Raw genomic sequence first — 22,949 nt, forward strand, 5'->3', positions numbered from 1 at the left:
GACGGGGTGTCCAGCGGGGTGGGGCGTCAGCGGCGGACCGGGGTGTCCAGCGGGGCAGGGCGTCAGCGGCGGACCGGGGTGTCCAGCGGGGCAGGGCGTCCAGCCGGGCGGGGGGCGGGCGCCGTCAGGACGCGCAGCACCCAGCGACGGTGCGTCAACGCCTTGACGGCGCCGATGAGTCCGGTGAGCCAGGCGACCATGCCGAGGCCCATGATCAGGGCGACCATGCCGTACGTGTCGTCGCCGGGCCGGGCGCTCGCCGGGCCGATCACGCAGAGCGCCAGCCCGCCCGCCGCCAGGAGAGACGACAGCAGCAGCCAGACCAGGCTCATCCCGGGCAGCCGCAACTCCCGGTCGCGCTCCGGATCCCGGTCCAGCGCGCCCCACTCCGCCAGCAGCGCGCGGATCTCCCGGTCCCGGGCGACGTAGAGGGAGGCGAGGACGACCGCCGGTATCAGCGCCCCGGCCCCGAGGAGCAGGGACAGGATTCCGGCGATCCCGCTGAAGAAGTCCGCCGACGCCTGCTCGAACATGACGAGTCCGGAGCCCACGAGCAGCCAGCCGAACGCGGCGAGCCCGGCCCACATCACCAGCACACCCAGCCGCCCCGGTCCCAGGTGCATGCCCACCAGCGCGCGCAGGATCAGCGCCCGGTCGGCGAGCATCGCCTCGCGGTCCGGCCAGGTCCGGATCTCCACGGGGGGCGGGGGCGGGGGCAGGGAGGGGCGGTGTGACATGGACCAGACACTATCGGGAGCGGGCCCGTGGTCCGGGCGAGCCCGGCGGCTCAGGCGTCCCGCAGCGCCTGGATGTCCAGCTTGCCCATGCCGAGCATCGCCTTCATGGTCCGGTCCGCCTTCGCCGGGTCGGGGTCGGCCAGCAGACGCGGCAGCTCGTTCGGCACGATCTGCCAGGAGACCCCGTACTTGTCCTTGAGCCAGCCGCACTGGCCCTCTTCGCCGCCCTCGGAGAGCGCGTCCCAGAGCCGGTCCACCTCAGCCTGGTCCGCGCAGTCCACGGAGAGCGAGATCGCCTCGGTGAAGGGGAACTGCGGCCCTCCGTTGAGCCCCGTGTAGTCCTGGCCCGCGAGCCGGAACTCGACGGTGAGCACGGAACCCGTCTCGCCCGGGGCGGACTCTCCGTAGTGGGTGACCTCCAGGATGCGGGAGTCCCCGCCGAAGATCGCGACGTAGTGCTCGGCCGCCTCCTCGGCCTTGCCGTCGTACCAGAGACAGGGGGTGATCTTCTGCATGGTCTTCTCCTCGCCGAGCTGTCCACACGTCCGGGCCGGCCGGTCCGGACGTCGTGGAAGGTAGACCCGGTCCACCGCCCGAACTCATCGGACACGCCCCGGCCCCGCCGCCCCCACCCGCGCGGGCTCAGCGGGATGCGGGGGCGGCACGGACTCAGCGGGAAGCGGCGTCGCCCTCCCGCTCGGCGCCCCGGCCCCGCCCGGCGCCCCGGTCCAGCCCGGCGCCCCGGTCCCGCTCCGCGCCCGTCGGCCCGCCGAGGGCCTTCCGCTCCGCCGGCAGCAGGACGTACGCCGCCAGCGCGGCCGTCGCCAGGAGTCCCGCGGCGGCCCAGAACGCGGCCGCGTACCCCGAGGACAGCTCGGTGCGCCCGGCGGAGCCACCGGTGACCCGGGCGGCGACGGTGACCAGGACCGCGAGGCCGAGCGAGCCGCCGACCTGCCGCGAGCTGTTGAGCAGCCCCGAGGCCATGCCGGTCTCGCCGGGGGCCACGTCGGTCGTCGCGGCCGTGCCGAGCGGGACGAAGCAGAGCCCGATGCCGAAGGAACAGACCAGCGACGGGCCGAGGACGGAGACGAGGAAGCCGCCGTCGACCGTGGCGGTCGCCGCGAACCAGGCCATGCCGAGCGCGGCCAGCGTCGCGCCCACCGCCATCAGCCGCCGGATGCCGAGCGCGGCGACCGCCCGGGGGGCGAGGACCGCGCCGGCGACGACGCCCCCGCAGAACGGCAGGAACGCGAACCCGGCGGCCGTCGGCCCGAACCCGAGGACCAACTGCATGTAGAGCGAGACGAAGTAGAACGCGCCGAACTGGGCCGAGGCCAGCAGCAGACAGAACAGGTTCGCGGTCAGCACCGGCCGCCCCCGCAGCAGGCCGGGTCTCAGCAGCGGGGACGCGGTCCGCAGCTCGACGGCGACGAAGGCGGCCAGCAGGATCACCGCCGCGCCGAGGGAGGCGAGCGTGACCGCCGAGGACCAGCCGTGGTCCGAGGTCCGCACCAGACCGAGGACCAGCAGCGTCGTCCCGGCCGTGACCAGCAGCGCCCCCGCCACGTCCAGCCGCGCCCCGGACCGGCGTCCCCCGCCGACGGGTCCGGTGCGCGCGGCGGCGGCCAGCGCGAGGGCGACGATCGGCACGTTGACCAGCATCACGGACCGCCAGCCCGTCGCGTCGGTGAGCACCCCGCCCGCCAGTACCCCGACCGCGCCGCCCGCCGCGCCCGCCATGCCCCACAGCCCGAGCGCCCGGGACCGGGCGGGCCCGGCCGGGAAGGCGAGGGTGATCAGGGCGAACGCCACCGGGGCGAGGGCCGCCGCGCCGACGCCCTGGACGGCCCGCGCCGCCACCAGCGACCCGGGCGACCAGGCGAGCCCGCCGGCCAGGCCTGCCAGGCCGAAGAGCACCAGGCCCGCCGTCAGGACCCGGCGCGGCCCGGCCAGATCGGCGAGCCGGCCGCCGAGCATGAGGAGCCCGCCGAAGGCGAGGGCGTAGGCATTCACGACCCACAGCAGCCCGTCCCCGCCGAAGCCGAGGTCGCCGCGGATGTCGGGCAGCGCGACGTTCACCACGGACATGTCCAGCGACACCAGGAACTGCACCGTGAGCGCCACCACCAGCAGCCACCGCGCGTGCCGCTCCCCCGCGCCTCCGGCGGCCCCCGCGCCTCCGGCGTTCCCCACGTCCGGCGCGCCCGCCGCCCCGCCCTCGGGGCCTCTGCCCGTCCCGCTCTTCCCCGCACCGCCCATGACGTCCCCTTCCCTTCGCGCTTCCCTCGGTCAGGAATTAACATACACGTATAGAAAATAGAGGCCGGAGCATCGGGAGCGTCCCGCGGCGGACCGGAGCAGGGCCCCGGAAGGAGAGAATGCCCAGGTGTCAGGCACCGAGAAGACCGAGAAGACGAAGAAGATGAAAAATCCGGTGACAGGCGGCAAACCGGGCACGCCCGGGCAGCCCGCGGGACGGCCCGTGGGGCAGCCCGCGGGACGGCCCGTGGGGCAGCCCGCGGGACGGCCCGTGGGGCGGCCCGTGGGGCGGCCCCGCCGGCTGGACCCGGAGGTGATGGTCGCCACCGCGCGTCGCATCGTCGAGGAGGAGGGCGTGGCCGCCCTGTCCATGCGACGGGTGGCGAAGGAGCTGGGCAGCACACCCATGGCGCTCTACCACTACGTGCGGGACAAGGACGAGCTGCTGATGCTGACCCTGTCCGGAACGGCGGCGGCGTTCCCTCGCCCGGAGCTGCCCGAGGACCCGCGCGAGCGGCTCGTGGCGGTGGCCGCGCACATGCACGACATCATCGGCCGGATCCCCTGGGTGCTGGACATCCTGGCGCTGGGCGAGCTGACCGACCGCAACGCGCTGTGGATGGTGGAGGAGATCATCGACTGCGCGCTCGCCTGCGGCCTCTCCCCGGCCCGCTCGGTGCGGGCGTACCGGACGATCTGGAGTTACGTCTACGGGGACCTGGTCTTCCGCAGGGCGGCGGCCCGCCGGGCGGAGAACCCGTCGCGCCGGGAGTTCTTCCCGGAGATGGTCACCGAGAAGGACGCGGCGGAGCTGCCCCGGCTCACCGAGGTCAAGGACCGCTGGCGGGAGTACGCCGCCGACTACGAGACCGTCGAGGAGCTCGACGCGATCGTGGACGGCCTGCTCAGGCGCGGGTCGCGGGGCGCGAAGGCCTGACCGGGCCGCCGGGGCGCAGGGTCGCGGTGCCCCCCGCCCGTTCCCCGCGCGTTCAGCCCACCGCCTCGAAGCGCCAGCGGTGCACCGGGCGGGTGATCAGGGCGGCGTCGGGCTCGGGAAGTTCGGGAAGGTCGTCGCCGTACGAGGCGTCCTGCCACCACGTCATCACCAGCACCCGGTCCTGCGGGGCGCGGAGCAGTTCGCTGCGGTGGGGTTCGCGGGCCAGCTCGGCGGCCCGTGCCCGTGCCCACTCCAGGAGCTCGCCGCCGCGTCCCTCGGCGGCGCGGGCCTCCCACATCAGGACGATGGTCGCGGCGCTCATGAGTACAGGTTGTCCTTGCTGATCTCGTGCACGTGGTCATGCGTGTGCTCATGGTGGGCCCCCGGCACATGCGGCTCCGTGACCGGCAGCGAGGAGTCGGCCGACAGCTCCAGATCGGAGGGGCGGCGGTTGCGGGCGACCATCTCCGCGCCGAGCGCCGCGACCATCGCCCCGTTGTCGGTGCAGAGCCCGGGGCGCGGCACCCGCAGCCGGATGCCGGCCCGCTCGCAGCGTTCCTGGGCCAGGGCGCGCAGCCGGGAGTTGGCGGCGACGCCGCCGCCGATCATCAGGTGGTCGACGCCCTCGTCCTTGCAGGCCCGGACCGCCTTGCGGGTGAGCACGTCCACCACGGCCTCCTGGAAGGACGCCGCCACGTCCCGGACCGGCACCTCCTCGCCCGCCGCGCGCTTCGCCTCGATCCAGCGGGCGACGGAGGTCTTGAGCCCGGAGAAGGAGAAGTCGTACGGGGCGTCGCGCGGGCCGGTCAGACCGCGCGGGAACGCGATGGAGGCCGGGTCGCCCTCCTTCGCGAGCCGGTCGATGACCGGGCCGCCGGGGAAGCCGAGGTTCAGCACCCGGGCGATCTTGTCGAACGCCTCGCCCGCCGCGTCGTCGATCGTCGCGCCGAGCGGCCGGACGTCGCTGGTGATGTCGGGGGCCAGCAGGAGCGAGGAGTGGCCGCCGCTGACCAGCAGGGCCATCGTCGGTTCGGGCAGCGGGCCGTGCTCCAGCTGGTCGACACAGATGTGCGAGGCGAGGTGGTTGACGCCGTAGAGCGGCTTGCCGAGCGCGTACGCGTACGCCTTCGCGGCCGAGACGCCGACGAGCAGCGCTCCGGCGAGCCCGGGGCCCGAGGTGACGGCGATCCCGTCGAGGTCGCGGGCGCTGATCCCGGCCTCCTTCAGGGCCCGCTCGATGGTGGGGACCATCGCCTCCAGGTGGGCGCGGGAGGCGATCTCCGGGACGACGCCGCCGAAGCGGGCGTGGGTGTCGACGCTGGAGGCGACGGCGTCCGCGAGCAGGGTCGTACCGCGCACGATGCCCACGCCGGTCTCGTCGCAGGAGGTCTCGATGCCGAGTACGAGGGGTTCGTCGACAGCCATCATTCAGTCCCGGTCTCTGGTGCGTGCTCGTGCACTGCTTGCTCTTGCATGGTCAGGCGCATGACGAGGGCGTCGATGTTCCCCGGCTGGTAGTAGCCGCGCCGGAAGCCGATCGGTTCGAAGCCGAAGCGCTCGTACAGCTTCTGCGCCCGGGCGTTGTCGACCCGGACCTCCAGGAGGACCGTGGCGCACTCGAAGTCGGTGGCCGCCTTCAGCAGATCGGCGAGGAGTTCGGAGCCGAGGCCGGTGCCCCACGCCTCGCGGCTGACCGCGATCGTCTGGACGTCGGCCAGGTCGCCGAGGGCGGCGAGCCCGGCGTAGCCGACGATCCGCCCGGTGGCGGGGTCCTCGGCGACGACGTAGTGGCGGGTGGCGCCGGGGCCGCGGGCGTGGGCCAGCTCGGACCAGAACATGCCCGGCGACCAGGCGTCGTCCGGGAACAGCGCGTGTTCGAGGTCGAGCACCGGCGCGATGTCCCACCAGCGCATCTCGCGCAGTCCGGCGGCGGTGGCGGTGCTCACGTGGGGGTGACCACCTTGTAGTTCTTCGGGACCTGCGCGTCGGGCCTGCGCAGATAGAGCGGCCGGGGCTCCAGGAGCTCCTGTCCGGCGGCGAGGCGTTCGGCGGCGAGCCCGGCGAGCGCCCCGGCGGCGACGTGCTCGGGGCCGCGCGCGTCCGGGAAGGCGTCCGGGTAGAGCACCGAGCCCGCGCCGACCACGGGGAGCCCGGCCAGCGCCCCGGCGATGTCGGCGGGCCGGTCGACGGCGGGTTCGCCCGAACGGGTGCGGGCGTCCTCGTACCGCGCCCAGTAGACCTCCTTGCGGCGCGCGTCGGTCGCCACGGCGAACGGCCCCTGGAGGCCCTCCAGTCCGGCGGCGTACGCGAGGCCGTCCAGGGTGCACAGTCCGTGGACCGGCACGGAGAGGGCGGAGCCGAAGGTGGCGGCGGTGACCAGGCCGACCCGCAGGCCGGTGTACGGGCCGGGGCCGACGCCCACGACCACGGCCGTCACGGCGTCGAGTTCCGTCCCGGCCTCGGCGAGGATCCGGTCGACGGCGGGGAGCAGCAGCTCCCCGTGCCTGCGGGCGTCGACCTGCCCCGAGGAGGCGATGACGGAGGTGCCGTCGTGCAGGGCGACGGTGACGGCGGGCGTGGCGGTATCCATGGCGAGCAAGAGCACGCAAACAGCCTACGGCTCCGCCGACGGCGTTACGGCGTCCGTACGGCGTCCCGGCCCGCCCGGTCCCTGCTGCTACCGTCACCGGGTATCCGCGGGTACGACGTAAACGCTTGTACGACATGCGGCAACGGCAGTCGAAAGGGGATTTCACGGTGGCTAGGGGAAGCTCGGGAATCGTGGCCGGGCTCACTGCGGCGGCGGTCGCCGCGGTCGCCTTCCTCGCCTACCAGGCCTCGGCGAACGCCCCCGCCTCGGTGGCGTCCACGTCCGGCGCGAAGCCCACTGCCTCGGCCTCGGCCTCGGCACAGCCCTCCGCCAAGCCGGAGCCCACGGCCGACCCGCTGGCGGTCCCGGCGGCGTCGGGCGAGGGCGAGCGCGTCGTCTACGCGCTGAAGGACCGCCGGGTGTGGCTGGTCGACGCGTCCGACGAGGCGATCCGCACCTTCACCGTGATGCCGAGCCCCGTCAGCCCGCCCCCCGGGGTCCACCAGGTCACGTCGCGTTCGGGCAAGGTCCAGGGTTCGGACGGCGTCCCGATCGAGCACGTGGTCCGCTTCGCGAACGTGGACGAGGTGGCGATCGGCTTCAGCGCGGCGCAGGACGGCTCGATGGCCAGCCCGGACCCGACGTCGAAGACCGGCGGTGTCCGGATGAAGCGCGCGGACGGCAACGCCATGTGGACCTTCGCGACGGTCGGCGCGAAGGTCGTCGTCGTCCCGTAGGGCGCCCGGGGCTTCGGCCCTCAGGCGGCCCTGGGGTCGCGCCTGGCCGGCGGGGGAACCACGGCGCGGGCGTCCGTGCCGTCCGCCTCCGCCGCCTCGTCGTTCGGCGGGGTGGAGACCGCGGTGGCCGCGGCGCACGAGGCCAGCAGGTCCTTCATCGACAGGGCGGACGGAGTCGGTCGCGGCTGCGGTCGCGCTTCGCGCTCGGGCGTCGGCATGGATGCCTCCTTGGTGCTCCGATGGAGGGCGAGGTTAGGTAAACCTAACTACACCTCGCGCCCATGTGACCACGACCACGGGCCCGTGCGCAACAATTTACCGACGCCCTGTCGGGAAGGCTACTCCCGGAGCGTTACGCCAACTCCGCCCGCAGCCCCGCCCAGCGCGTCCCGATGCCGACCAGGGTCACCTCGCGCCGCTCGTCGTCGGTGTCGCCCGTCGCGCGGTCGATGAGGACCCGCAACCGGTGGTCGGCCAGCTCCTCGACCTTGCCGTCGCCCCACTCCACGACCACCACCGACTCCGGCAGCGACACATCGAGGTCCAGGTCCTCCATCTCGTCGAGCCCGCCGCCCAGGCGGTACGCGTCGACGTGGACCAGGGCGGGGCCCCCGGTCAGCGAGGGGTGGACGCGGGCGATGACGAACGTGGGCGAGGTGACCGCGCCGCGCACGCCGAGGCCCTCGCCGAGGCCCCGGGTCAGCGTCGTCTTCCCGGCGCCCAGCTCCCCGGTGAGCATGACCAGGTCGCCGGGGGCCAGCACCCGGGCGAGCCGACGGCCCAGGTCCCGCATCTGCTCGGGTGAGGTGACGGTGAGCGTCACCGTCACGGCCTCGGGTACGGCCCCGGCGGGCTCGGGAGCGGTCGTTCCCGCTGTCTCCGGAACGGTCTCAGCGGGCTCGGGGGCGGTCGTTCCCGCTGTCTCCGGAACGGTCTCAGCGGCCGGGTGGCTGTGCGGTGCTTCCATGTCCGCCAACGTTAGCGCCCGGCACGGTACCGCTGCGTACGAGCAGGTCGGCCAGCCGGTCGGTGACCGTCTCCGGGTGCTCCAGCATCACCAGGTGCCCGGCGTCCGGCACGATCACCAGCTCGGCGTCGGGCAGCACGTCGGCGATGGTCTCGCTGTGGGAGCTGGGGGTGACCAGGTCCTTGTCCCCGGCCAGGACCAGCACGGGCACGTCCCGGAACGCGGGCAGCGCGCCGCTCTTGTCGTGCTCGGTGAAGGCCGGGTAGAACTCGGCGACCACATCGATCGGGGTGGACTCGATCAGCCGTTCCGCGAACCGGGCGACCGCCGGGTCCACGTCCCGCGAGCCGAACGAATACCGCTTGATCAGCCCGGCGAAGAGGTCCGCGGTGGCCCGCCGCCCCTTCTCGACCAGCTCCGTCTGCGAGCCGAGCGCCTTCAGTACCCCGGGCAACACCCGGCGCACCGCGTTCACGCCCGCCACCGGCAGCCCGAAGTTGACCTCGCCGAGCTTGCCGCTGGAGGTGCCGACCAGGGCGACGGCGGCGACCCGGTCGCGGATCAGGGCCGGGTACTGGTCGGCCAGCGCCATCATCGTCATGCCGCCCATGGAGTGCCCGACCAGCACCAGCGGGCCCTCGGGGGCCGCCGCGTCGATGACCGCCCTCAGATCGCGGCCGAGCTGGTCGATGCCGACCGGCACCCCGTCCGCCTGGGCCCGGCCGCGCCCGGAGCGGCCGTGGCTGCGCTGGTCCCAGTAGACGGCGCGTACGAGGCCGCGCAGGGCGGCCCGCTGGAAGTGCCAGGAGTCCTGGCCGAGGCAGTAGCCGTGGCTGAAGACGACGGTGACGGGGGCGGGGGCCTTGCGCCCGAAGAGCCGGCGGCGGCGGGTGCCGGTGGCGTTCCCCTCGGAAACACCGGACGCCTCGTCGTCCACCTCGTCGATCTCGTAGTGCAGTTCGGTGCCGTCGTCGGCGACGGCCCGGCCCGGCGTGCCGCGCAGCGAGCCGTAGGGCCCGGTGGCGTCCAGCGCGAGGCGGGCCTTCTTGCGCATGCCCCGCCCGACGGTGAGCCGCTCGACGGCGACCCCGGCGGCCGCTCCGGCGGCGAGCACCCCTATGGCGGCCCCGGCGATCCCGGCCCGGCGCCAGCCGGCCGCGCCGGCGGCGCTCGCGGCCACCACGGCCCCCGCGTCGCTCCCGCTCACCGCGGCACGCTCCCGGCCGGTTCGCCGGCCGTCCCGTTCACGTACACCCGGGGCACCCGGGAGCCGATGCGGGTGACGATCTCGTACGCGATGGTGCCGGCGGCCTCCGCCCAGTCCTGCGCGGTCGGCTCGCCCCGGTCGCCCGGGCCGAACAGCACCGCGTCCGCGCCCGGTTCCGGCCGGTCGCCGCCGAGGTCGACGACGAACTGGTCCATGGCGACCCGGCCCGCGACCGTGCGCACCTTCCCGCCGACCAGGACGGGTCCGGTGCCCGACGCGTGGCGTGGGACGCCGTCCGCGTAGCCGACGGGGATCAGGCCGAGGGTCGTCTCGGCGGACGTCGTGTAGTGGTGGCCGTAGCTGACGCCGTGTCCGGCCGGGGCGTCCTTGACCAGGGCGACGGAGGCGGCGAGCGTCATCACGGGCCGCAGCCCGAGGTCGGCGGGCGTGCCCAGCTCGGGGGCGGGCGAGATGCCGTACATCGCGATGCCGGTCCGCACGAGGTCGAAGTGCGACTCGGGGATCGTGAGCGTGGCCGGGGAGTTGGCCAGGTGCCGCACCTCGGGCTCCACGCCCTCCTTCTCGGCGTACGCCACCATGTCGCGGTACACGCCGAGCTGGGCGGCGATCGAGGGGTGGCCGGGCTCGTCGGCGCAGGCGAAATGCGACCAGAGGCCGGTGACCTTCACCCGTCCGGCCCGCTCGGCGGCCAGCGCCTCGGTGACCAGCTCGGGCCAGTCGGCGGGCTGACAGCCGCTCCGGCCGAGGCCGGTGTCGGCCTTGAGCTGGATCCTGGCCGGCCGGCCGGCCCCGGCGGCGGCCGCGACGACCTCGCGCAGGGCCCACATACCGCTGACCGACACGTCGATGCCGGCCTCGATCGCCTCGCGCCAGGGGCCTCCGGGCGTCCACAGCCAGCACATGATCCGGCCGTCGAGTCCGGCCGCGCGCAGGGCGAGGGCCTCCTGCGGGGTCGCGGTGCCCAGCCAGGTCGCCCCGGCCTCGCGGGCGGCCCGCGCGCAGGGCACGGCCCCGTGCCCGTAACCGTCGGACTTCACCACGGCCATGAGCTGCGCCCCGGCCGCGCGCTCGCGCAGGACGCGCACGTTGGCGCGCAGCGCGGCGAGGTCGATCTCGGCACGGGCTCTCAGGGACGCTGTCTCGTTCATCGCGCCCAGTCTCTCAGAGGCGCCGGCCGCCTCCCCGGCGGTGCGCGCCGATATCCAACCTTATGTACGTTACGTACGTTTCTGTTTCATCACATGGGTCAGGTGGTCGACCAGGACCGGGACATGGCTGTCGTCCACGTCCTTCACGGCGGTGATCAGCGTGACGGGCCCGCCCTCGCGCACCAGGCCGACGAGCCGCTCGACGGCCTCCGTGTGCGCCGGGTCGTCCAGTTCGGTGCGGTAGCGCTCGACGAAGCCGTCGTGGCGTGCCCCGGAGCCGCCCTGGTGGTACCAGGAGCGCAGCTCGTCCGATGGGGTGACGTCCTTCAGCCATACGTCGATCGCGGCCCGCTCCTTGGAGACACCCCGGGGCCAGAGCCGGTCGACCAGGACCCGGGTGCCGTCGCCGTCCTCCGGCGGGTCGTACACCCTGCGTACGCGTACGGGTTCGCTCACTGCCAGGACCGCCCTTCTGCGGGGCTTCCAGCATGGCCCCCTCCTCACCCCGCCCGCACGTCGCGCCAGGCGGCCTGGATGCCGTCCGCGACGTCCTGCGCGGAGACCGGGGCCCCGTCCGAGCCGTGCCGGGCGGCGAGCCCGTGCAGATACGCGCCCACGGACGCGGCGTCGCGCGGGGTGAGTCCGGCCGCGAGCAGGGACCCCGTGAGACCGGAGAGCACGTCGCCGCTGCCCGCCGTGGCGAGCCAGGAGGTGCCGGTCGGGTTGACCCGTACGGGGGTGTCGCGGGCCTCCGCGATCAGGGTGGTGGAGCCCTTGAGGAGCACGGTGGCGCGGTAGCGGGCGGCCAGTTCCCGCACCGCGGCGAGCCGCCCGGCCTCGACCTCCTCGCGGGCCGCTCCGAGCAGCGCCGCGGCCTCCCCCGCGTGCGGGGTCAGGACGGTCGGGGCGGTCCGGGTCCGTACGGTCTCCGCGTCCAGCAGCCGCAGCCCGTCCGCGTCGACGAGCACGGGGACGTCGGCGGCCAGCACGTCGGCGACGGCCGCCTGGGCGCTCCGCCCGTCGCCGAGCCCGGGCCCGACCACCCAGGCCTGCACGCGTCCGGCCTCCGACGGCGGCCCGGCGTGCACCAGCGCCTCGGGGAAGCGGGCGATCACCGCGTCCGCGCCCGGCCCGACGTACCGCACGGCCCCGGCCCCGCCGCGCAGCGCGCCCGCGACCGCGAGGACGGCCGCGCCCGGATAGCGCTCGGACCCGGCGACGACGCCGACGACCCCGCGCCGGTACTTGTCGCTCTCCGGGCCCGGCGCCGGCAGCAGCGCGGCGACGTCCGCGTACTGGAGGGCCTCCAGGTCCGGCGGCTCGGGCAGTTCCGGGCCGAGCCCGATGTCCACCAGCCGCAGGGCCCCGGCGTGTTCGGCGGCCGGGTCGATCAGGAGTCCGGGCTTGTAGGTGCCGAAGGTGACCGTCGCGTCCGCCCGGACCGCGTCGCCGTGCACCTCCCCGGTGTCGGCCTCCACCCCGCTCGGCAGGTCGACGGCCAGGACCGGGGTACGGTCCCGGGTCACCGTGTGCAGCAGAGCGGTGGTGTCCTCGCGCAGCCCGCCGCGCCCGCCGATGCCGGTGATGCCGTCCACGACGAGGTCGAGCACGCCGAGCCCGTCCGGCCCGTCGACGACCCGCCCCCCGGCCGCCAGCAGCGCGGCGAGGCCGCCGGGGTGGGCCCGGTCGGGGGCGAGCAGCAGGGCCCGGACGCCCGCGCCCCGGCGGGCCAGGCGGGCGCCCGCGTACAGCGCGTCGCCGCCGTTGTCGCCGCTGCCGACCAGGAGCAGGACCCGGGACCCGTACACCCGGCCGTTGCGCCGCAGCAGGTCGCCGCAGGCCACGGCGAGCCCGGCGGCGGCGCGTTGCATCAGGGCGCCCTCCGGCAACCGCTGCATGAGGGCGGCCTCGGCGGCCCGTACGGTCTCCACGCTGTAGGCACGTCGCATGGGTCCCACCCTCCGCGATCACGGGGGCCGACGCCACCCCCGTAAGGCCGTGGCGGCTTGTTCGGCGGGGCCTCACGGGGGCCGACGCCACCCCCGTAAGGGCCGTGGCGGCTTGTTCGGCGGGGCTCACCCCTCGGCGATGACCACCGCCGACGCCACCCCCGCGTCGTGGCTGAGCGAGACGTGCCAGCCCCGGACGCCCAGTTCGGCGGCGCGGGCGGCGACCGTGCCGCGTACCCGCAGCCGGGGCTGCCCGCTCTCCTCCACCCAGACCTCCGCGTCGCTCCAGAGCAGCCCGCCGGGTGCGCCGAGCGCCTTGGCCAGGGCCTCCTTCGCGGCGAACCGGGCGGCGAGCGAGGCGATTCCGCGCCGCTCGCCGCTGGGCAGCGTCAGCTCCCTTTCGACGAAGAGCCGGTCGGCCAGCTGGGGCGTACGCTCCAGCGCCGCGCCGAAGCGCTCGATCTCGGCCACGTCGATGCCGACCCCAATGATCACGAACCCACCCTTGTCACCTCGTCCCCGGGCGCGCCCCGGGTCACTCCACGGTCACGGACTTCGCCAGGTTGCGCGGCTGGTCCACCTCGTTGCCGCGGGCCGTCGCGAGCTCGCAGGCGAAGACCTGCAGCGGCACGGTGGCGACCAGCGGCTGAAGCAGCGTAGGCGTTGCGGGGACCGTGATGAGGTGGTCGGCGTACGGGACGACGGCCTCGTCGCCCTCCTCGGCGACGACGATGGTGCGCGCCCCGCGCGCGCGGATCTCCTGGATGTTGGACACGATCTTGTCGTGGAGGACCGAACGGCCGCGCGGTGACGGCACGATGACGACGACGGGGAGGCCCTCCTCGATGAGCGCGATCGGCCCGTGCTTCAGCTCGCCGGCCGCGAAGCCCTCGGCGTGCATGTAGGCGAGTTCCTTGAGCTTGAGCGCGCCTTCGAGGGCCACCGGGTAGCCGACGTGCCGGCCGACGAACAGCACGGTGTCGTGGTGGGCGAGGGACCGGGCCAGCTCGCGCACGGGCTCCATCGTCGTGAGGACCCGGTCGACCTCGCCGGAGATCGCGGAGAGCTGGCGCACCACCGTGCGGATCTCGTCGCCCCATTTGGTGCCGCGCACCTGGCCGAGGTAGAGCGCCACGAGGTAGCAGGCGACGAGCTGGGTGAGGAAGGCCTTGGTGGAGGCGACGGCGACCTCGGGCCCGGCGTGCGTGTAGAGGACGGCGTCGGACTCGCGCGGGATCGTCGAGCCGTTGGTGTTGCAGATGGCGAGCACCTTCGCGCCCTGTTCGCGGGCGTGCCGCAGCGCCATCAGGGTGTCCATGGTCTCGCCGGACTGGGAGATGGCGACGACGAGGGTGCGCTGGTCCAGGATCGGATCCCGGTAGCGGAACTCGCTGGCGAGTTCGGTCTCGCAGGGCAGCCGGGTCCAGTGCTCGATGGCGTACTTGGCGATCATCCCGGCGTGGAAGGCGGTCCCGCAGGCGACGATGACGACCTTGTCGACCTCGCGCAGGTCGGCGGCCGGGATGCGCACCTCGTCGAGATGGAGCGCGCCCTCCCCGTCGACCCGGCCGAGGAGGGTGTCGGCGACGGCCCGGGGCTGGTCGGCGATCTCCTTGAGCATGAAGGAGGCGTGGCCGCCCTTCTCGGCGGCGGACGCGTCCCAGTCGACGTGGTACTCGCGCACCTCGGCGGGATCCCCGTCGAACCCGGTGACGACGACGCCCTCACGGCTCAGCTCGACGACCTGGTCCTGGCCCAGCTCGACGGCGGACCGGGTGTGCGCGATGAAGGCGGCGACGTCCGAGGCGAGGAACCACTCGTCCTGCCCCACGCCCACGACGAGCGGTGAGTTGCGCCGGGCGCCGACCACCACGTCCGGCTGGTCCGCGTGCACGGCGACCAGGGTGAAGGCCCCCTCCAGCCGCCGGCACACCTGGCGCATCGCCTCCGCGAGGTCCCCGCCGGCCGAGAACGCCTCGGCCAGCAGGTGCGAGACGACCTCGGTGTCCGTCTCCGACTCCAGGGCGTGGCCGCGCCCGGTCAGCTCGCGGCGCAGGGCCGCGAAGTTCTCGATGATCCCGTTGTGCACGACGGCGACCCGGCCCGCGTTGTCCAGATGCGGGTGGGCGTTGGTGTCGGTGGGCGCTCCGTGCGTCGCCCAGCGGGTGTGCCCGAGACCGGTCCGCCCGGCCGGCAGCGGCCGGGCGGCGAGCTCCTTCTCCAGATTGACGAGCTTGCCCGCCTTCTTCGCGGCGGCGAGCCCGCCGTCCGCGAGAACGGCGACGCCCGCCGAGTCGTAGCCCCGGTATTCGAGGCGCTTGAGTCCTGCGACGACGACGTCCTGCGCCGACTGCATCCCGACATAACCCACGATTCCGCACATAACGGCAGCCTAAGGCCGGAAGCGCCTCGCGCGAGGAATGTCGGTCACACACAATCTCTTGCACATGACCCACACGAAGGGCGGCCGGACATGTCAGTGACCAGATCGACATAGACGATGAAGCCTTGGAGCGGGCGATGGCCCCGTCCAAGGCCCGGACGAAGAAGGAGACCGTCAACCTTGCCCTGCGCTTCCACGCGGAGCAGCAGGAGCGTGCGGCGCGGATCGGCAGCCACTTCGAGCGCGCGCGAGTGGGGCGCTGTCGAGGACGCCGAGCGGCGGCATCGGGCGGAGAAGGACGGCCGGTGATCTGCCTGCTCGACACCTCGGGCCTCGTTCGGCTGCTCTCCGACACCTCTTTGCAGTCGGCGTGATCCGATGCGATCGAGGCGGGGGCGATCGCCTCCTGCTGTCCGCAGCGAGCGGAGTTCCAGTACGGAGCACGGAGCGCACGCGAGTACGACGAGATCGTGGAGATGTTCACCGACCTCCACCCGGACGTTTCCGTGCCGAAGAGCGCCGGACGCTGGGTCGCCTCGGTCCAGCACCGCATGGCGCGCGGCGGGCGCCACCGCAGTGCCTCCGCCGTGGACCTCGTCATCGCCGCCACGGCGGCCCACCACGGACTGACGGTCCTTCATGACGACCTCGACTACCGCACGGTCGCCCGGCACGCCCCGGGTCTCGGCGAGCACAGCGTCCATGACACCGCCTGAAGCTCCGGTGCGGGCCCGTACGGGGTTCCGGCACCGGAGCGGGATCAGCAGCCCGTCAGGAGCAGTACTGCGCCATCGCCAGACGTCGTGCTGAACGACCGTCAGGAGCAGTACTGCGCCTCCTTGCCGATCGACCGGTACATGCAGTCCGCGTTCTCGATCAGCTGGAGCACCGCGTCCCGGTTGCGCGAGGTCTCGCGCTCGATGACCTCGTCGGGCGGATAGAAGCCGCCGCCGGAGGCCGAGCGCGGGTACATCTCGAAGGTGTAGCCGAAGATCTTCTGCGAGCCCCACAGCCAGTCGTCGATGGACCCGTCGGTGATGTACAGGTCACTGGACTGCTCGGCGGTGTACCCGTTGCTCGCCGCCATCTTCCGGCCCACGGCAGCGAACGCGTTGCGGTCGTCGGCGGTCATGCCGGGGGCGGTGTCGTTGTACGTGTAGCCGAAGGGCCACAGCACCAGTTCGCTGTACGTGTGGAAGTCGATGGCCGCCGTGATCTGCTGCTTCCCGCCGATCACCCGGCCGCGCACGAAGTCCGCCACGATCTTCGTCTCGGGCGCGGACTCGGCGGACCGGCCGCGGTAGGTGTCCGATGACGGGCTGGAGGAGGAGCCGCCGCAGCAGCCCCACTTGTAGGCCCAGTTGCGGTTGAGGTCGGTACCGACCGCGCTGGAGCCGGAGTTGGGCTGCCGGTTCTTGCGCCAGCTGCGGTACGAGCCGGAGGCGATGTCGTACTCGCCGCCGTCCGGGTTCATGTCCGGCACGATCCACAGCTCCCGGCCGTCGACCGCCTGCTTGATCCGGGAGTCGGAGCCGTACCCCTGGCCCAGTTCGCGGAGCAGGTAGAGCGCCATCTCGACGGTCAGGTGCTCGCGGGCGTGCTGGTGGGCGGTGAACAGGACCTCGGGCTCGGCCTCGTCGGCGGCGACGTTGTCGCTGACCTTGACCGCGATGACGTCGCGGCCCTGGTAGGTCTTGCCGATGACACGCTTGCTCATGATCGAGGGGTTCGCGGCGATGCGGGCGTCGATCGCCGCGTTCATCTCGGCGTAGTTGTGGTAGCGGGAGTCGGCGGGCGGGAAGTCCTGTACGCCGACGCCGTCCGCCGCGTGCGCATGGGCCTCCGGCGCGGGCAGGGCCGCCAGTACGTGGCCGCGCGCCCGGAGCTTCCGGGCCTGGGCCGCGTCCGCGGTGATCACGACGCCGTGGTCGTGCACCTCGTCGATCGAGACGCCCGCGCGGGCGATGTCGGTGCGGGCGGCGGGGGTGGTGCGCCCGGCGATCTCGTACTGGAGCACCCGCTCGTCGGCGGCGACGGCCGCGTCCGGGGCCGCGTTCCCGGCGGTCGCCACGGTGGTGGCGGGGGCCGCGAGGGCGAGGGCGAGCAGGATGGTCAGGGCGGCGTTGCGCCGGGCCTTCCTCGGCCGGGTTCTCGGCCGGGAGGTCCGTGGGGTGACAAGTCGCATGCTGGCATCTCCTGGGTCCGTCGGGGTGGGGGGTGGAGCTGTGCGACGGGCACAGGATGAACTCATGTCATGAGCGGGTCAAGATGCTCGTTCCGGCCATGATTCACCCGGCCGATCCGGATGAACCGTCACGTGAGGCCCATGACCGATCGCAAGACCCATGACCGGCTGACCGGTCGGGTTGCGCGAGCCCGCACAACCATTCCCGCCACCCGATGGTCATGTCCGTGCCACCCCAGTAGCGGGTGGCACATCAGCTCCGCCTCGGGACGCCCCCGAGGCGCTGGAACGTGGGGAAACGCCTTCATGCAACACCGCACCACAGTGGCGGGCCTCGCCGGGGCCCTCGCCCTGTCCGCGCTCGCGATCCCGGGGGCCGCGCGGGCGGCCGACGCCTCGGGCGACATCAGGATCACGCGTGTGGTCGTCAACGGGGGCAAGGACATCGTCCTCGGGACCACGGACGTGAAGACGTTCACCATCGCGGTGACCGCCACGGACGACTCGGGCATCCTGACCGGGAACACCTTCCCGGTCCTGTGGCACACGCCCCTCCCCAACGGCGACTACTACGGTCTCGTCGGGCCCACGGACATCGCGGGCACGTGCGTACGGCAGAGCGCCACCACGACCACCTGCACCCACAAGCTGAAGATCAACCCGCGCGTCCACCCCCAGGACAACACCACGGCCGGGACCTGGACCGTGAGGGCTCACGTCCAGGCCGACGACGGCGACTACCTCACCAAGAATTCCGCCGGCAAGGCGAAGGTCCTGCGCAACTCCAGGCTGACGGTCAACGCCTCGCCGGAACCGGTGAAGAAGAACAGGACGCTCACCGTCACGGGTGCCCTGACCCGCGCCAACTGGTCGACCTACAAGTACGGCGGCTACACCAAGCAGCCGGTGAAGCTCCAGTTCAGGAAGAAGGGCACCAGCACCTACAAGACCCTCAGGACCGTGACGACGGACAGCAAGGGCCGGCTGAGGACGACGGTGAAGGCCACGGCGGACGGCTATTTCCGCTACTCCTTCGCCGGCACGTCCACCACACCGGCGGTCACCACCGCCGGGGACTACGTCGACGTGAAGTAACACCCCGAGGAAGGGGCGGGGGGGCGGATCACCGGGAGGATCATCCGGCCTCGCCCGCCCCCGGGGCCACGCCTAAGGCCTGCCCCGGGAAGCGCGGCCGGGAAGGCCGAGGAAGAAGTCCCGGACGTCCTCGGCCAGCAGCTCCGGCACCTCCATCGCGGCGAAGTGACCGCCCCGGTCGAACTCCGACCAGTGCCTGATGTCGTACAGCCGCTCGGCCAGCGGCCGCACCGACTGCGTGATGTCGTGGGCGAACACCGCCACGCCGAGCGGCACCGGGCACGGCTCGCCCCGGCGCGCCGACTCCCGGTGCAGTCGCGCCGAGGAGGCCGCGGTGGCGGTCAGCCAGTACAGCGATACGTCGGTGAGTATCCGCTCGTCGCCGACCGGCGTACGGGGATCCGTCCACTGGGCGAAACGCTCGGCGATCCAGGCCAGTTGGCCGACGGGCGAGTCGGTCAGCGCGTAGCCGATGGTCTGCGGGGTGGCGGCCTGCAGTGCCTGGTACGGCGGCCGGTTCGCCATCAGCCGCCGGACCTTGTCCAGCCGGGCCCGGTCCTGCTCGGACAGGTCGACCCCGGCGTCCGGATCCGGCCGGGTCGGCAAGTAGTTGACATGCACCCCGACCACCCGCTCCGGAGCCACCGCACCGAGCGCCGTCGAGATGCCCGACCCGAAGTCGCCGCCCTGCGCGCCGTATCGCTCGTACCCGAGACGCCGCATCAGCTCGGCCCAGGCCCGCGCGACCCGGGTGACGTCCCAGCCGCGCTCATGGGTCGGCCCGGAGAAGCCGTAACCCGGGATGGACGGGATCACGAGGTGGAAGTCGCGCGACAGCGGCTCGATCACGTCGAGGAACTCCAGGAAGGACCCGGGCCAGCCGTGGGTGAGGATCAGCGCGAGCGCGTCCGGCTTCGGCGAACGGACATGGACGAAGTGCACGTTCTGGCCGTCGATCTCGGTGGTGAAGTGGGCCAGTTCGTTGAGCTCGGCCTCGTGCTTCCGCCAGTCGTACCGGGTGCGCCAGCGGTCGGCCAGCTCCTTCAGCCGGGCGAGCGGGAAGCCGTAGTCCCACCCGGCATCGGCGATCTCGTTGGGCCAGCGGGTGCGGGAGAGCCGGTCGTTCAGGTCGTCGAGGTCGGCCTGGGGGATGGCGATGCGGAACGGCTTGATCATGGTCGCGACCTTCCATGTCGTTGGTTACGCCAACGTTGGCTCGACCCACAATACTCGTGATCGTGGGTTCGGCCAACGAGTGGTTGGATTGCGTCCGTGGACATCGAAGAGGGGACGCCGCCGCAGCGGCTGCGCGCACTGCCGAGCAGGCTGACCAACCAGGCGGCCCTGGCCGCCAACCGGATCGTGGACCGGGCGCTCGCCGAGGCCGACGTCCGGCGCTACCACTACGCACTGCTCGCCGCGTCGGAGGAGCACGGCCCGTCCAGCCAGGCCGCCCTGGGCCGCCGTACCGGCATCGACCGCAGCGACATGGTGGCGACCGTCAACGACCTGGCCGAGCGGCGGCTCCTGGAGCGGGCCCCCGACCCGGAGGACCGCCGCCGCAACATCATCAGCATCACCGAGGCGGGCCGCCGGGAACTCGCCCACCTCGACGAACTGCTCGCCGCCGCACAGGACGAGTTCCTCGCCCCGCTGCGCGCGTCCGACCGGCGGACCCTGACCGACCTGCTCACCCGCCTCGTGGACCACCACCGCGGCGAGCGGGGCTGACCGCGCCGGAGGCGCCGGGGTGAGCGTTTGGTGAGCGCCCCGCGGATCGTCGTCCGGCAGGCCGTGATCTCGGCCTGCCGGACGATCGGGGAGCTCGCATGCGCAAAAGAATCGGGGAGCTCTCATGCGCAAGAGAATCGGGGAGCTCTCATGCGCAAAAGAAGAGAACCCCGCACGACATCCGTCACCCGCACGGCACCCGCACGCGCCCCTCGCTCCAGCCGGCTCGGGCACGGCCTCTACTCCCCTACTCCCCCACTCCCCTGCTCCCCCAGCTTCCGCCGCAGCGCCGCCCGCTCCGGCTCGGTGCCCGTCGACTCCAGCGCCGACCGGTACGCGGCCGCCGCCTCCCCCACCCGTCCGAGCCGGGTCAGCAGATCCCCCCGGGCCACCGCGTACGGCGGGTACGCGCGCAGCCTCGGCTCCCCCGCCAACGCGTCCAGCAGCGCGAGCCCGGCCCCCGGCCCGTCACGCATCGCGACCGCCACGGCGCGGTTCACCGCCACCACGGGGGAGGGCGTGAGCGTGAGCAGCACGTCGTACAGGGCCACGATCTGCGCCCAGTCCGTGGACTCCACGTCCGCCGCCTCGTCGTGCAGAGCGGCGATGGCGGCCTGCACCCCGTAGGGGCCGGCCGGTCCGCCGGTCAGGGCCCGGACCACCAGGTCACGCCCCTCCTCGATCATCGCCCGGTCCCAGCGCCCCCGGTCCTGCTCCTCCAGGAGCACCGGCTCGCCCTCCAGGCCCGTCCGCGCCTCGCGCCGGGCGTGGACGAGGAGCAGCAGCGCGAGGAGCCCGGCGGCCTCCCGTTCGGCGGGCAGCAGGCGGCGCAGTATCCGGGCCAGCCGGATCGCCTCCTCCGCCAGGTCGAGCCGCTGGAGACGGGGGCCGGAGCTGGCCGCGTACCCCTCCGTGAACACCGAGTAGACGACCTGGAGCACCCCGGGCAGCCGCTCGGGCAGCTCATCGGGGCCGGGCACCCGGAACGGGATCCGGGCCTCGCGGATCTTCTTCTTGGCCCGCACGATGCGCTGGGCCATGGTCGCCGTCGGCACGAGGAAGGCGCGGGCCACCTCCGGCGTGGTGAGCCCGGCGAGGCAGCGCAGGGTGATGGCGGTACGGTCCTCGGCGGCGAGGGCGGGGTGGGTGCAGGTGAAGAACAACTGGAGCCGGTCGTCCGGCAGTTCGCCCGCCCCGGCGACGTCCGGGGCGGGCGCGACGGTCTCCGCCCGCTCCGCGTCGGCCTGGAGGACGGCGAGCCGGGCCGCGTACGCCTGGTCGCGCCGCAGCCGGTCCACGGCCTTGCGGCGCGCCGTCGTCAGCAGCCAGGCCCCGGGGCGGGCGGGGACGCCCTCGGCGGGCCAGTGCCGCAGCGCGGCCTCGATCGCCTCGGACGTCACCTCCTCGGCCAGGTCGAGGTCGCCGAACCGGCGGACGAGAGAGGCGAGCAGCAGCCCGCGCTCCTCGCGGAACACCGCCTCGACGGCAACCCCGGCCTCCCCCGCCGAGACGCCCACGCCGGCCGCCGGGAGACCCTCCCCCGCCGGGACGTCCTCGTCCGCCACGGTTCTCAGGCCCCGAAGTCCGCGACCGGCCGGACCACGACCGAGCCGCCGTCGCGCGAGCCGGGGCAGCGCGCGGCCCAGTCGAGGGCGGCGTCGAGGTCGGGCACGTCGATCACGAGGAACCCGCCGAGCAGCTCCCGCGTCTCGGCGAACGGCCCGTCCGTCACGGTCCGCTCCCCCGTGGGCGAGACCCGCACGGTGGTCGCGGTCACCAGGTCGGCCAGCGACTCGCCGGACACGTGGATTCCCGCGTCCCGTACGGCCTTGTCGTAGGCCATCCAGTCCTCGACGGTGCATTCGGGCGCGCCGCCCTGCTCGTCGACGGCCCCGCTGTGGATCAGCAGCATGTACTTCATGGTCGGCTCCTACTCGCCTGTGTCGCCTGTGTGGTCTCAGCCCTCAGGGCTGCTTACACCATGACGACGAACGGGACCGGCTCGGATCGACGCACCGCCCGCGTCTTTTTCACGACTTCTCCGGCGCCGGCAGAACGAGGGGGATGAGGGGGACGAGGAGGATGAGGGGGACGAGGGAGATGATGACGGTCATCGGCCCGTGGCGGCGACGCTGGACGGATTCACGGCGACGGCCTTGAAGAACGTGTAGTGGAAGGTCCCCGTGGTCTGTGCGGTGCGGTGCAGGTCGGCGATCCCCCGGTCCCAGTCGCCCGCGGTCGTGAGCCCTGCTGCGAGCGCTTCGTCCCGGACGGATTCGACCATGGCGATGAAGGTGTGGCGAGTGAAGCCGTCGACCAGTGCGGGCCGGGTCCGGTCGGCGTACACCGCGCGAGGACGCACTACGACGCCGTCGTAGCCGGCCTGTGCCAGCAGTGGTTGCAGCTGTCGGCCTAGCAGCGCGTTCCCCCCGGCGGCGGACTGCAGTTGGACCTGGCATGCGATCGCGGCGCGGGCGTACGTGCTGGCCGGATGGAAGAACGCCGATCCATGGTCCCCTTCGATCACGGTGATGGTGCCCCCGGGCCGCAGCACGCGCCGCAGCGCAGTCAGCGCCTGGCCGGGGTCTGCCAGGTGCTCCAGAACGAAGCAGACGAAAACGTGGTCGAACTCCGCATCAGCAAAGGGGAGGTCGAACAGGTCAGCGCGATAGCACTCCACATCCGCCCCCGGTGCGTGGGCCGCGACCCGGGCGCGGGCCTGTGCAAGGGAATCATCGGAGCGGTCGACCGCGGTGATGCGCGACCCCGGGCTGGACCGGGCCAGGTGGATCGTCTGGGCGCCGACCCCGCAACCGATCTCCAGCACCCGGCTGCCGGCCGGGTAGGCCGTGCCCGCGTGCAACAGCGCCGCCAAGGTGTCCGCCTGCTCACCGAGCCGAGCCGCCTCCCGTTCCGAGTACCCGTGCACGTAGCCGGCCGCCACGGTCGCTTCAGGAGATGCCTGGGCTGTATCCATATCCGTATCCATGCGTTCAACCCTGC

The 22,949-nt window shown here is 73.4% G+C and carries 24 protein-coding genes and 1 pseudogene; 5 read left to right on the plus strand and 20 right to left on the minus strand.

Annotated features, from left to right (window positions below; all coding sequences use genetic code 11):
• Nucleotides 1-62: 62 nt before the first annotated feature.
• The 3 genes from ACH4KB_RS27615 to ACH4KB_RS27625 all read right to left on the minus strand — a co-directional run bounded on the left by ACH4KB_RS27615 (nucleotide 63) and on the right by ACH4KB_RS27625 (nucleotide 2,996).
• Nucleotides 63-737, minus strand: a complete 675-nt coding sequence (locus ACH4KB_RS27615; protein WP_398068585.1) for a hypothetical protein — start codon at nucleotides 735-737, stop codon at nucleotides 63-65.
• Nucleotides 738-787: 50 nt separating this feature from the next.
• Nucleotides 788-1,252, minus strand: a complete 465-nt coding sequence (locus ACH4KB_RS27620; RefSeq protein ID WP_398068586.1) for a VOC family protein — start codon at nucleotides 1,250-1,252, stop codon at nucleotides 788-790.
• A gap of 154 nt (nucleotides 1,253-1,406) precedes the next feature.
• Entirely contained in the window at nucleotides 1,407-2,996 is a 1,590-nt protein-coding gene (locus tag ACH4KB_RS27625) for an MFS transporter (RefSeq protein WP_398068587.1), read from the minus strand.
• 127 nt (nucleotides 2,997-3,123) lie between these two features.
• Between ACH4KB_RS27625 and ACH4KB_RS27630 the strand changes: the two genes are divergently transcribed.
• Entirely contained in the window at nucleotides 3,124-3,933 is an 810-nt protein-coding gene (locus ACH4KB_RS27630) for a TetR family transcriptional regulator (RefSeq protein ID WP_398068588.1), read from the plus strand.
• Between the two features lie 52 nt (nucleotides 3,934-3,985).
• Here ACH4KB_RS27630 and ACH4KB_RS27635 read toward each other — a convergent pair whose 3' ends face one another.
• From ACH4KB_RS27635 to tsaB, 4 genes are read right to left on the minus strand one after another with little or no spacing between them, the layout of a single operon-like run.
• Nucleotides 3,986-4,255, minus strand: a complete 270-nt coding sequence (locus tag ACH4KB_RS27635; protein ID WP_398068589.1) for a hypothetical protein — start codon at nucleotides 4,253-4,255, stop codon at nucleotides 3,986-3,988.
• Nucleotides 4,252-5,358, minus strand: a complete 1,107-nt coding sequence (gene tsaD / locus ACH4KB_RS27640; protein ID WP_398068590.1) for a tRNA (adenosine(37)-N6)-threonylcarbamoyltransferase complex transferase subunit TsaD — start codon at nucleotides 5,356-5,358, stop codon at nucleotides 4,252-4,254. Before tsaD ends, ACH4KB_RS27635 begins: the two co-directional genes overlap by 4 nt.
• A complete protein-coding gene (gene rimI / locus ACH4KB_RS27645) occupies nucleotides 5,358-5,879 on the minus strand; it encodes a ribosomal protein S18-alanine N-acetyltransferase (RefSeq protein ID WP_398068591.1) in 522 nt (173 codons plus the stop codon). The genes tsaD and rimI overlap by 1 nt, the downstream gene beginning before the upstream one ends.
• Nucleotides 5,876-6,523: a tRNA (adenosine(37)-N6)-threonylcarbamoyltransferase complex dimerization subunit type 1 TsaB gene (gene tsaB, locus ACH4KB_RS27650; protein WP_398068650.1), complete on the minus strand. Its 648-nt coding sequence runs from the start codon at nucleotides 6,521-6,523 to the stop codon at nucleotides 5,876-5,878. Before tsaB ends, rimI begins: the two co-directional genes overlap by 4 nt.
• Nucleotides 6,524-6,657: 134 nt before the next feature.
• Between tsaB and ACH4KB_RS27655 the strand changes: the two genes are divergently transcribed.
• Nucleotides 6,658-7,260 (plus strand): hypothetical protein, encoded by a 603-nt coding sequence (locus ACH4KB_RS27655; RefSeq protein WP_398068592.1) that lies wholly within the window; start codon nucleotides 6,658-6,660, stop codon nucleotides 7,258-7,260.
• 20 nt (nucleotides 7,261-7,280) lie between these two features.
• On the opposite strand, the gene ACH4KB_RS27660 is transcribed toward ACH4KB_RS27655, so the two are convergent.
• The 8 genes from ACH4KB_RS27660 to glmS form a co-directional block, all read right to left on the minus strand.
• Nucleotides 7,281-7,478 carry a hypothetical protein gene (locus ACH4KB_RS27660; protein ID WP_398068593.1) on the minus strand — a complete coding sequence of 66 codons (198 nt, stop codon included), beginning with the start codon at nucleotides 7,476-7,478 and terminating at the stop codon, nucleotides 7,281-7,283.
• A gap of 134 nt (nucleotides 7,479-7,612) precedes the next feature.
• Nucleotides 7,613-8,227, minus strand: coding sequence for a tRNA (adenosine(37)-N6)-threonylcarbamoyltransferase complex ATPase subunit type 1 TsaE (gene tsaE / locus ACH4KB_RS27665; RefSeq protein WP_398068594.1), 615 nt, complete (start codon nucleotides 8,225-8,227; stop codon nucleotides 7,613-7,615).
• Complete coding sequence (locus tag ACH4KB_RS27670; protein WP_398068595.1) at nucleotides 8,196-9,434, minus strand: alpha/beta fold hydrolase; 1,239 nt, start codon at nucleotides 9,432-9,434, stop codon at nucleotides 8,196-8,198. Before ACH4KB_RS27670 ends, tsaE begins: the two co-directional genes overlap by 32 nt.
• A complete protein-coding gene (gene alr, locus ACH4KB_RS27675) occupies nucleotides 9,431-10,603 on the minus strand; it encodes an alanine racemase (protein ID WP_398068596.1) in 1,173 nt (390 codons plus the stop codon). The genes ACH4KB_RS27670 and alr overlap by 4 nt, the downstream gene beginning before the upstream one ends.
• Before the next feature lie 69 nt (nucleotides 10,604-10,672).
• On the minus strand, nucleotides 10,673-11,065 hold the full coding sequence (locus tag ACH4KB_RS27680) for a DUF488 domain-containing protein (protein WP_398068651.1): 393 nt from the start codon (nucleotides 11,063-11,065) through the stop codon (nucleotides 10,673-10,675).
• A 38-nt stretch (nucleotides 11,066-11,103) separates the two neighbouring features.
• Nucleotides 11,104-12,552, minus strand: a complete 1,449-nt coding sequence (locus ACH4KB_RS27685) for an NAD(P)H-hydrate dehydratase (protein WP_398068597.1) — start codon at nucleotides 12,550-12,552, stop codon at nucleotides 11,104-11,106.
• 126 nt (nucleotides 12,553-12,678) lie between these two features.
• Entirely contained in the window at nucleotides 12,679-13,047 is a 369-nt protein-coding gene (locus ACH4KB_RS27690) for a holo-ACP synthase (protein ID WP_398068598.1), read from the minus strand.
• A 40-nt stretch (nucleotides 13,048-13,087) separates the two neighbouring features.
• Entirely contained in the window at nucleotides 13,088-14,935 is a 1,848-nt protein-coding gene (glmS, locus tag ACH4KB_RS27695; protein WP_398068599.1) for a glutamine--fructose-6-phosphate transaminase (isomerizing), read from the minus strand.
• 305 nt (nucleotides 14,936-15,240) lie between these two features.
• Here glmS and ACH4KB_RS27700 point away from each other — a divergent pair.
• Nucleotides 15,241-15,651: pseudogene (locus ACH4KB_RS27700) on the plus strand (PIN domain-containing protein).
• A gap of 101 nt (nucleotides 15,652-15,752) precedes the next feature.
• On the opposite strand, the gene ACH4KB_RS27705 reads toward ACH4KB_RS27700, so the two are convergent.
• Entirely contained in the window at nucleotides 15,753-17,120 is a 1,368-nt protein-coding gene (locus tag ACH4KB_RS27705) for a M14 family metallopeptidase (RefSeq protein WP_398068600.1), read from the minus strand.
• Between the two features lie 306 nt (nucleotides 17,121-17,426).
• Between ACH4KB_RS27705 and ACH4KB_RS27710 the strand changes: the two genes are divergently transcribed.
• Entirely contained in the window at nucleotides 17,427-18,215 is a 789-nt protein-coding gene (locus ACH4KB_RS27710; RefSeq protein ID WP_398068601.1) for a calcium-binding protein, read from the plus strand.
• 72 nt (nucleotides 18,216-18,287) lie between these two features.
• On the opposite strand, the gene ACH4KB_RS27715 is transcribed toward ACH4KB_RS27710, so the two are convergent.
• Nucleotides 18,288-19,391 (minus strand): epoxide hydrolase family protein, encoded by a 1,104-nt coding sequence (locus tag ACH4KB_RS27715; protein ID WP_398068602.1) that lies wholly within the window; start codon nucleotides 19,389-19,391, stop codon nucleotides 18,288-18,290.
• Between the two features lie 96 nt (nucleotides 19,392-19,487).
• Here ACH4KB_RS27715 and ACH4KB_RS27720 point away from each other — a divergent pair, with 96 nt between their 5' ends.
• A complete protein-coding gene (locus ACH4KB_RS27720; RefSeq protein WP_398068603.1) occupies nucleotides 19,488-19,946 on the plus strand; it encodes a MarR family winged helix-turn-helix transcriptional regulator in 459 nt (152 codons plus the stop codon).
• A 239-nt stretch (nucleotides 19,947-20,185) separates the two neighbouring features.
• Here the strand turns inward: ACH4KB_RS27720 and ACH4KB_RS27725 are convergent, their stop codons facing one another.
• From ACH4KB_RS27725 to ACH4KB_RS27735, 3 genes are all read right to left on the minus strand, one after another.
• Entirely contained in the window at nucleotides 20,186-21,463 is a 1,278-nt protein-coding gene (locus tag ACH4KB_RS27725) for an RNA polymerase sigma factor (RefSeq protein WP_398068652.1), read from the minus strand.
• A gap of 53 nt (nucleotides 21,464-21,516) precedes the next feature.
• The gene (locus ACH4KB_RS27730; RefSeq protein WP_030084361.1) at nucleotides 21,517-21,867 is read right to left on the minus strand and encodes a YciI family protein; all 351 of its coding nucleotides are present in this window, start codon (nucleotides 21,865-21,867) and stop codon (nucleotides 21,517-21,519) included.
• A 189-nt stretch (nucleotides 21,868-22,056) separates the two neighbouring features.
• Nucleotides 22,057-22,890: a methyltransferase domain-containing protein gene (locus ACH4KB_RS27735; protein WP_398068604.1), complete on the minus strand. Its 834-nt coding sequence runs from the start codon at nucleotides 22,888-22,890 to the stop codon at nucleotides 22,057-22,059.
• Between the last annotated feature and the right edge of the window lie 59 nt (nucleotides 22,891-22,949).

Origin of the sequence: Streptomyces sp. NPDC017520 (assembly GCF_044329855.1) — a bacterium.
GTDB lineage: Bacteria > Actinomycetota > Actinomycetes > Streptomycetales > Streptomycetaceae > Streptomyces.

Excerpts from the sequence above, each read along its gene's own strand:
- ACH4KB_RS27615 (WP_398068585.1), bottom strand. The coding sequence starts at position 737 with ATGTCACACCGCCCCTCCCTGCCCCCGCCCCCGCCCCCCGTGGAGATC.
- ACH4KB_RS27620 (WP_398068586.1), bottom strand. The coding sequence starts at position 1,252 with ATGCAGAAGATCACCCCCTGTCTCTGGTACGACGGCAAGGCCGAGGAG.
- ACH4KB_RS27625 (WP_398068587.1), bottom strand. The coding sequence starts at position 2,996 with ATGGGCGGTGCGGGGAAGAGCGGGACGGGCAGAGGCCCCGAGGGCGGG.
- ACH4KB_RS27635 (WP_398068589.1), bottom strand. The coding sequence starts at position 4,255 with ATGAGCGCCGCGACCATCGTCCTGATGTGGGAGGCCCGCGCCGCCGAG.
- tsaD (WP_398068590.1), bottom strand. The coding sequence starts at position 5,358 with ATGGCTGTCGACGAACCCCTCGTACTCGGCATCGAGACCTCCTGCGAC.
- tsaB (WP_398068650.1), bottom strand. The coding sequence starts at position 6,523 with ATGGATACCGCCACGCCCGCCGTCACCGTCGCCCTGCACGACGGCACC.
- ACH4KB_RS27655 (WP_398068592.1), top strand. The coding sequence starts at position 6,658 with ATGCGGCAACGGCAGTCGAAAGGGGATTTCACGGTGGCTAGGGGAAGC.
- ACH4KB_RS27660 (WP_398068593.1), bottom strand. The coding sequence starts at position 7,478 with ATGCCGACGCCCGAGCGCGAAGCGCGACCGCAGCCGCGACCGACTCCG.
- tsaE (WP_398068594.1), bottom strand. The coding sequence starts at position 8,227 with ATGGAAGCACCGCACAGCCACCCGGCCGCTGAGACCGTTCCGGAGACA.
- alr (WP_398068596.1), bottom strand. The coding sequence starts at position 10,603 with ATGAACGAGACAGCGTCCCTGAGAGCCCGTGCCGAGATCGACCTCGCC.
- ACH4KB_RS27685 (WP_398068597.1), bottom strand. The coding sequence starts at position 12,552 with ATGCGACGTGCCTACAGCGTGGAGACCGTACGGGCCGCCGAGGCCGCC.
- glmS (WP_398068599.1), bottom strand. The coding sequence starts at position 14,935 with ATGTGCGGAATCGTGGGTTATGTCGGGATGCAGTCGGCGCAGGACGTC.
- ACH4KB_RS27705 (WP_398068600.1), bottom strand. The coding sequence starts at position 17,120 with ATGCGACTTGTCACCCCACGGACCTCCCGGCCGAGAACCCGGCCGAGG.
- ACH4KB_RS27710 (WP_398068601.1), top strand. The coding sequence starts at position 17,427 with ATGCAACACCGCACCACAGTGGCGGGCCTCGCCGGGGCCCTCGCCCTG.
- ACH4KB_RS27715 (WP_398068602.1), bottom strand. The coding sequence starts at position 19,391 with ATGATCAAGCCGTTCCGCATCGCCATCCCCCAGGCCGACCTCGACGAC.
- ACH4KB_RS27730 (WP_030084361.1), bottom strand. The coding sequence starts at position 21,867 with ATGAAGTACATGCTGCTGATCCACAGCGGGGCCGTCGACGAGCAGGGC.